The organism is Acinetobacter sp. ABJ-A23_2, assembly GCF_044538765.1.
Lineage (GTDB): Bacteria > Pseudomonadota > Gammaproteobacteria > Pseudomonadales > Moraxellaceae > Acinetobacter > Acinetobacter nosocomialis_A.
This window is the reverse complement of sequence record NZ_JBIUCP010000049.1, coordinates 20,232-28,355: the sequence shown is the minus strand read 5'-3', so window position 1 is coordinate 28,355 and position 8,124 is coordinate 20,232. Positions and strand designations below refer to the sequence as shown.

Below are 8,124 nucleotides of genomic sequence, written 5' to 3'. Positions count from 1 at the left end.
AATCTGTATTTGGCGTAATTTTTTTTGGTTTTTTGCTCTCTTTCTTTATTAATAAAATTAATTGGTCCTTATTGAGATTTAAAATATTTTTATTTTTCATGTTTATAACAATATTTTTATTAGCTAAATATATTTTAGTTGATGTTTTAATGTCAATTTCTAGTCGTGTAGAGGCTTATTCGGAGAGTGAATATGCAGAAGCTGTAGGCTTATTTAGACTGCCTAATATTAAAGCAATCTTAACTTTATTTATATTAATTGCTTTTATGGATAAAAATTTATATAAAAATAAAATTTTTACAATTTTTACCTTACTTTTTGTTGTAGGTGTAGGTATGAGACTTGGTTTTGCTGATTTTGGTATTTTAAGTGGACGATTTGCAGTATCTTTTACATATACTGAAATTTATATTCTCCCTTTTATTTTTCGAAGATTTGGTGTTTTAGGTCTTTTGGGGCTTGTATTATTTATTATTTTTCAAGCTATAGCTACATATTATTTTCAAGCACCTTACATTTTTGAAGATTATTTTAGACCATTAGGATATTAGTTATGAAAATTTTGTTTGTAATTAACTCATTGAAGAGTAAATCTGGGTCTGAACGTGTAGCTGTTGAGTTAGCTAATAAATTGTCTACTATAGCTAATTATAAAGTTACTCTTTTAAACAGAGAATCTGATAAAAGTAATATTGCCTATCCGCTCGTTGATGATGTAGATATAGTAACTTTGACAGGAAATTTATTTCAGTTTTATAAAAAGCTTAAGTTACATATCGCCGTTTCTGCTTATGATATGGTGATTATTCATAATATGGGCAAACTATCACTTTTATGTGCTTTTCTTCCAAACATAAAAAAACTAGTTGTTCTTGAACATGTATCATTTATTAGTCGCCCTAAGAAAGTACAGTTTCTAACTAAGATGTTGTACCGTTATGTTGATCAAGTTGTAACGCTAACTCAAAATGACAAAAATCAATTCGATAAATTTCATCCTAATGTAATTGTTATTCCTAATTTTTCACCATTTCCCATTGTTTCACCATCCAATCATACCCATAAACAAATTGTAACTATTGGTCGTTTAACTGATCAGAAAAACTACCTTCATTTACTACAAGCTTGGGAAAAAATATATAAAGATATTCCAGATTGGCAACTCAATATTTATGGCGAAGGTGAGCATAAAACAATGTTGCAAGACTATATTGAGCAGCATTCTCTCGCAAATGTAAGTTTGAAGGGAATTACATCAAATGTTAAGCAAGTTTATGAGCAATCTAGTTTTTTTGTAATGTCGTCGAAATATGAAGGCTTACCAATGGTTTTAATTGAAGCTCAGAGTTTCGGCTTACCTATAGTTTCTTATAATTGTCCTTATGGTCCAAGCGATGTCATAAAGAATTATGAAAATGGTTTGTTGGTCTGCGACCAAAATATTAATGAGTTAGCTACAGCAATTTTAGAAGTTGCTTCTTCTCCTAATTTATTAGATCAATTTGCTAAAAATTCATTATTAAATGCTCAGAAATATCAACCTGAACAAATCTTAAAAATTTGGATTGAAAGGGTTTTGAAAGGATAATTTTTATGTTTTCTGTATTAAGTTCTATTTATCACAAAGAACATCCATTACATTTTAATGCTTGTATGGAAAGCATTTGGGATAATCAAACTTTAAAACCTACAGAAATTATTTTAGTTGAGGATGGGCCTTTAACACCTGAACTTGATGAGGTAATTGCAAAATGGCAAGAAAAACTTGGCAATATTTTACGTGTTAAGAAACTTGAGAAAAATGTAGGTACAGGTAAGGCCAAAAATATTGGTTTGCAGCAATGTACATACGATATTGTATGTATTGTAGATACAGATGATATTTATGTATCGGAGAGATTCGAGAAGCAAATTGAATTTTTAAAGAACAATCCTGATGTTTCAATTATAGGTGGACAGATTCTCGAATTTGTAGAGGATATTCATACACCTACAGGGATGCGGAAAGTTCCTTTATCAAATGAAGACTTAAAAAATTACGCAAAGAAGCAAAGCCCCTTTAACAATATGACTATTACGTATCGAAAATCACATATTCTTGAAGTAGGAGGCTATCAGCATCATTTATGGATGGAAGACTATAATCTCTTTTTAAGAGTAATTGCTAAAGGCTATAAAATTCAAAACTTAGCTGATGTTTTGGTCTATGCAAGAATTGATAACGGTATGCATGGTCGTCGTAAAGGTTTCCAATATATTAAAAGTGAAAAACAGTTACTAGATTTAAAAAAACAACTAAAGTTACAAAATCCTGTATATGCTAATATGCTGTTTCTGATACGGTCTGCCTTTAGACTGTTGCCAGCAAATATGCTAGGTAAAATTTATAATACCTTTCTTCGTAAAGATATTAAAAAATGAGTGAATGAAAATATGAAACGCTTAGTAGACATAGTCATTTCTTTAATAGCTCTAACCGTACTGTCGCCAATATTTCTGATAGTTGCTTATAAGGTCCGTAAAAATTTAGGCTCACCCATATTCTTTTATCAAGAAAGACCTGGAAAGGACGGAAAATTATTTAAAATGATTAAGTTCCGTTCGATGAAGGATGCCTTTGATGCGCAGGGAAATCCATTGCCAGATGAGGCTCGTATTACTCCATTTGGGCAGAAGTTGCGTTCTACAAGCTTAGATGAAATGCCACAGCTTATTAATGTTTTAAAAGGTGATATGAGTGTGGTAGGTCCTCGTCCAATGTTAAAAGACTTTGTTGCTTTATATTCTCCAGAACAAGCACGTCGCTTAGAAGTCCGTCCTGGAATGACTGGTTTAGCTCAGGTCAGTGGACGTAATGAACTGGATTATGAAGAACGGTTTAAATGTGACGTTTGGTATGTAGACAATCATAGTGTTTGGGTTGATTTTAAAATCATGTTTAAAACAGTTAAAGTGATGTTAAGACGCGAAGGTATTAATGCACCAGGACATGTAGGACCATCTCTATTTAAAGGTAATGACGTCCAAGAAAATGTCGACTCATCTGTAAAGTAAATTTTATATCTTGAAATATTTCTTATGATCAAAAAAGCAGTTTTACCAGTAGCCGGTTTAGGAACGCGTTTTTTACCTGCAAGTAAGTCAATTCCAAAGGAAATGGTTACCGTTGTTGATCGCCCAGCTATTGAATATGTAGTGCGTGAAGCGGTGGAAGCAGGAATTGAACAGATTATTTTAGTGACTCACTCTTCAAAAGCTTCGATTGAAAATTATTTTGATCGAAACTTTGAATTAGAAACAATATTAAATGAAAAGAAGAAATTGGATTTGCTTGCAGAGATTACGCAAATTGTTCCTTCTCATGTGAGTGTTGTAAGTGTACGACAACCTCAACCCCTAGGCTTAGGGCATGCTGTTTTATGTGCGAAAAGTGTAGTAGGACAAGATGATTTTGCTGTGCTATTACCAGATGTATTGGTGAAAGATAGTTCGGGGCAGAATGATTTATCGCGTATGATTTCTCGTTATGATGAAAGTAACGCGGCACAGATAATGGTAGAAGCTGTGCCTGATCACTTGGTAGATCAATATGGTATTGTTGATGTTGCACAGAGCCCAAATGAAGGCGAAAGCATTGCTATGCAGGGTATTGTTGAAAAACCTGCTGTAGGTTCTGCACCGTCTAATTTATCTGTTGTTGGTCGCTACGTTTTACCCGCAAGAATTATGCAACTACTCGAAAATACACCGAAAGGTGCGGGTAATGAAATTCAACTAACAGATGCAATTGCGATGCTGCAACAAACTGATGTAGTTGAAGCCTATCGTATGCAGGGACAAACCTTTGACTGTGGTAGTAAGCTTGGTTATTTAAAAGCTGTTCTACACTATGGTGTTGAACATCCTAAATTAGGAAATGATTTTAAACAGTTGATTCAAGAACTTAAATTATAAATTTTGTAGCTCAACTTAAGTATTTGTAAAAAATAATGAATATGTGAGCTGTTCAATATATTCTCTTCCCATAATGGGAAGAGAATTCTATAGAATATTAAAATCAGGTGTACAATGAAAATCGCGGTATTTGGAACCACCTTGCACGCTGGTGTAATGGCAGCGTTACTAGCTGAATATGGTAATCAGATCTATTGGTGTACAAGTGTCACCTGTGAAGAAAATATATCTGTACTTTCATATCAAGATCAAGAAGTTAATCATTATTTAAATAAACAAAGAAAGGCAGGTTTTTTAACAGAAAGTCCTTTTTCTCAAATTCCTTTAGATATTGAAGTTTATTTATTTTGTTTTAGCCCAACACAAATAGAACTTGCCTTAAAAACGGTTGAGAAGTTAAGTGAACGTCCAATTGTTCATCCAAGGTTAATGGTTAATGGCTCAACTTTTGGTTTACATGGTACAGAAAAATTAAAGCAACATTTACCTAAAGACGAGTGGGTCTATTTCCCTGACGTGATTCAAGAGGGTAATGCGATTAATAGTGTACTCAATGTAAAACATGTCATTGTTGGTGTTGAATCAAGCTATGCTCAAGACATAATGCAAGAGTTATTACGTCCATTTTTCCGTTTTAGTTATCAATATTTATTTATGCCGATTTTAGATGCCGAATTTACTAAGCTCAGCATTTCAGGCATGTTGGCGACTAGAATTAGTTATATGAATGATCTTGCTCTAGTTGCGGAAAAGTTAGGTATTGATATTGCCAATGTAAAGCATGGCATTGCTGCAGATACACGTATTGGCGCAGCTTATTTATCAGCAGGTGTTGGATTTGGCGGTGAAAATTTTTCACATGATATTTTAACACTCTCCAGTACGGTTTCTGAAACAGGTGCGAAAAGCCGTCTTCTAGAACAAGTATGGGCGATTAATGAACAACAAAAAGAAATTTTATTCCGTAAATTATGGAACTATTATCATTGTGACTTGAGTGGAAAAACTGTTGCGATTTGGGGAGCTTCATTTAAAGAGAACACTCCAAGCACACATAACTCACCTATTCATATCTTATTGGCTGCTTTATGGGCCCAAGGTGTAAAAGTACGGTTACATGATCCGCAAGCTCTTGATGAAATTGCAGCTTTATATGGCAGCCGAGAAGACCTGATTTTATGCGCTGATCAATATGAAGCAGCACAAGGAGCACATGCTTTATGCTTAGTCACGGCATGGAAGCAGTATTGGAGCCCTGACTTTAAACAGTTACAACAATTGATGCAGCATCCTCTTATTTTGGATGGGCGTAATATTTATGATCCAGCATATGTGAAATCTAAAGGTTTTGCTTATGAAGGAGTAGGTCGATTATGAGTAAATCTATCGAGAAGTTTCCCAAAGAGCTAGTTTCCCCTATCGCGCAGCTTCATTCTTTGGTTGAGAAAAATTCAAATTTACATATAAAAGAATTATTTGCATCAGAGCCCGATCGATTTCAGCAATATTCTGTAAAGTTCGATCAACTGGTTTTTGATTATAGTAAACACCGTGTGACTAAAAGTGTGTTAGAGCAATTGGTGGCTTTAGCAAAAACTAAACAATTGACTCACTGGATTGAACGATTATTTTCTCAAGATAAAGTCAACTGTACCGAACAGCGTGCTGCAATGCATTGGGCTTTACGTTTACCATTAGAATATTCTAAATTTCCGGAATTAACTGAAAAGGTTCATAGCCAATTGCAGCGTATGTATGCGTTGGTTGAAAAAATCCATGCTGGACAATACCGTGGCGCCACAGGTGAAGTCATTCAAGATGTCGTTAATATTGGGGTAGGGGGATCTGATTTAGGGCCTCAAATGGTGACCCATGCATTATCGGATTTTAAAGTAAAAACAGCTAAACCACTCAATGTTCATTTCGTATCAACAATGGATGGTAGTCAGTTATCGGACTTGCTTCATCAACTGCGTCCAGAAACAACTTTATTTATTATTTCTTCGAAGTCATTTGGCACTATTGATACTTTATCCAATGCACAAACTGTTCGACAGTGGCTTGAGAAAGCGTTAGGGAAACACGAACGGGTGGTAAAAAGCCATTTTATTGGTGTTTCTACAAAAGCTAACAAAATGTCAGAGTGGGGGATTGCTCCTGAAAATCAATTATTACTTTGGGATTGGGTTGGTGGACGTTATTCTCTTTGGTCGTGTATTGGGTTACCTATTGCCTTGTCAGTTGGGGTGGAGGGTTTTCAGCAGCTTTTAGCTGGTGCTCATGCCGTTGATGAGCATTTCCAAAATACAAGTTTTGAGCAGAATATACCTGTACTTATGGCATTATTAGGTGTCTGGAATAATAATTTTTTAAACATTCAGACCCATGCTGTATTACCTTATGATGGCCGGTTAAAATATTTCGCTGCCTATTTACAGCAGCTTGAAATGGAGTCTAATGGTAAATCGGTACAACGTGGTGGACAAAAAGTTGAATTAGATACTTGTCCAATTGTATGGGGTGAAGTTGGGCCAAATGCTCAACATGCCTTTTATCAGTTACTCCATCAAGGAACTCAGGCAGTAAGTTGTGATTTTATTGCCCCTATACAACGTTACAATGCAGATCATTTTACTTATGTAGAAAATGCTGAAGCATTAGTTGAGCAACATCATCTTGCGCTTTCAAACTGTTTAGCACAATCACGTTTATTAGCTTTTGGTAACGAAGCTCTAGATACAAAAGAACTGGAGAGTTTGCCTATTTATAAGCAATACGAAGGAAACCAACCAAGTTCAACATTACTTTTAAAAGAGCTTAATCCTTATAGTTTAGGGATGTTGATTGCTTTATATGAGCATAAAGTATTTGTTCAGTCTGTAATCTGGAACATTAATCCCTTTGATCAGTGGGGAGTGGAAAAAGGTAAGCAGATTGCTGACCAGTTACTCCCGATTTTAAATGGTGTTCAAAACGATCTTTCAACACTCGATGCTTCAACGCGTGGATTAATTAAAATTTTATTAGGAAAAATAGATGGCTAAAATTCTGGTTACTGGCGGTGCTGGCTATATTGGTTCACATACCTGTGTAGAGCTTTTGAATGCTGGCCATGAAGTTATTGTTTATGACAATCTTTCAAATAGTTCAGAAGAGTCTTTAAATAGAGTTCAAGAACTCACTCAAAAAAGTTTAACTTTTGTAGAGGGTGATATTCGTAATGCAGATGAGCTTGATCAGGTATTTCAAAATCATACCATCGATGCAGTTATTCATTTTGCAGGTCTAAAAGCGGTTGGTGAAAGTCAGGAAAAACCCCTTATTTATTTTGATAATAATATTGCAGGTAGTATCCAACTGGTTAAGTCAATGGAGAAAGCAAGTGTTTATACCCTTGTGTTTAGCTCATCTGCAACAGTATATGATGAAGCGAATACGTCACCTTTAAATGAAGAAATGCCAACAGGTATGCCAAGTAATAATTATGGTTATACCAAATTGATTGTTGAGCAATTATTACAAAAATTGTCTGTTTCTAATTCTAAATGGTCGATTGCTTTACTTCGTTATTTTAACCCGGTAGGTGCACATAAAAGTGGACGTATTGGCGAAGATCCACAAGGTATTCCAAATAATTTAATGCCTTACGTTACACAGGTTGCTGTTGGCCGCCGCGAAAAATTATCTATTTATGGTAATGACTATGACACAGTAGATGGTACTGGGGTGCGTGATTATATTCATGTCGTTGACTTAGCCAATGCACATCTATGTGCTCTAACTAACCGATTACAAGCAACAGGGTGCCGTGCATGGAATATTGGAACGGGTAATGGCTCATCAGTATTACAGGTTAAAAATACCTTTGAACAGGTCAATGGCGTATCTGTTGCTTTCGAATTCGCACCACGCCGAGCAGGTGATGTGGCGACTTCTTTTGCAGATAATACCCGTGCTGTTGCTGAGCTGGGCTGGCAGCCTCAATATGATTTAGAAGATATGTTGCAAGACAGCTGGAAATGGCAAAAACAGAATCCAGAGGGATATAAAAATTGATTATTTAATTTTTCTAAATATCAAATAGATATTGGCTTTCATGCGCGGATAAGCTCTTTTCTAAAAAGAGGTTACGATTGTAGTGACTACTTTCATGTTAGTATTCGCCACAAT

8 protein-coding genes are annotated in these 8,124 nt (G+C 35.2%); all 8 read left to right on the top strand.

What is annotated here, in order from left to right:
• A partial coding sequence (locus ACH63V_RS15180; RefSeq protein ID WP_396463953.1) for an EpsG family protein occupies window positions 1–551 on the top strand: 551 nt, incomplete at its 5' end.
• A gap of 2 nt (window positions 552–553) precedes the next feature.
• Window positions 554–1,588 carry a glycosyltransferase family 4 protein gene (locus tag ACH63V_RS15175; RefSeq protein ID WP_396463952.1) on the top strand — a complete coding sequence of 345 codons (1,035 nt, stop codon included), beginning with the start codon at window positions 554–556 and terminating at the stop codon, window positions 1,586–1,588.
• A 5-nt stretch (window positions 1,589–1,593) separates the two neighbouring features.
• A complete protein-coding gene (locus ACH63V_RS15170; RefSeq protein WP_396463951.1) occupies window positions 1,594–2,421 on the top strand; it encodes a glycosyltransferase in 828 nt (275 codons plus the stop codon).
• Between the two features lie 12 nt (window positions 2,422–2,433).
• On the top strand, window positions 2,434–3,054 hold the full coding sequence (locus ACH63V_RS15165; protein ID WP_004735659.1) for a sugar transferase: 621 nt from the start codon (window positions 2,434–2,436) through the stop codon (window positions 3,052–3,054).
• Between the two features lie 24 nt (window positions 3,055–3,078).
• Window positions 3,079–3,954 carry a UTP--glucose-1-phosphate uridylyltransferase GalU gene (galU, locus tag ACH63V_RS15160; protein ID WP_151822402.1) on the top strand — a complete coding sequence of 292 codons (876 nt, stop codon included), beginning with the start codon at window positions 3,079–3,081 and terminating at the stop codon, window positions 3,952–3,954.
• Between the two features lie 114 nt (window positions 3,955–4,068).
• Window positions 4,069–5,331 carry a nucleotide sugar dehydrogenase gene (locus ACH63V_RS15155; protein WP_031952056.1) on the top strand — a complete coding sequence of 421 codons (1,263 nt, stop codon included), beginning with the start codon at window positions 4,069–4,071 and terminating at the stop codon, window positions 5,329–5,331.
• On the top strand, window positions 5,328–6,998 hold the full coding sequence (gene pgi, locus ACH63V_RS15150; RefSeq protein ID WP_396463950.1) for a glucose-6-phosphate isomerase: 1,671 nt from the start codon (window positions 5,328–5,330) through the stop codon (window positions 6,996–6,998). The genes ACH63V_RS15155 and pgi overlap by 4 nt, the downstream gene beginning before the upstream one ends.
• A complete protein-coding gene (galE, locus tag ACH63V_RS15145) occupies window positions 6,991–8,010 on the top strand; it encodes a UDP-glucose 4-epimerase GalE (RefSeq protein ID WP_396463949.1) in 1,020 nt (339 codons plus the stop codon). Before pgi ends, galE begins: the two co-directional genes overlap by 8 nt.
• The last annotated feature ends 114 nt before the right edge of the window (window positions 8,011–8,124 follow it).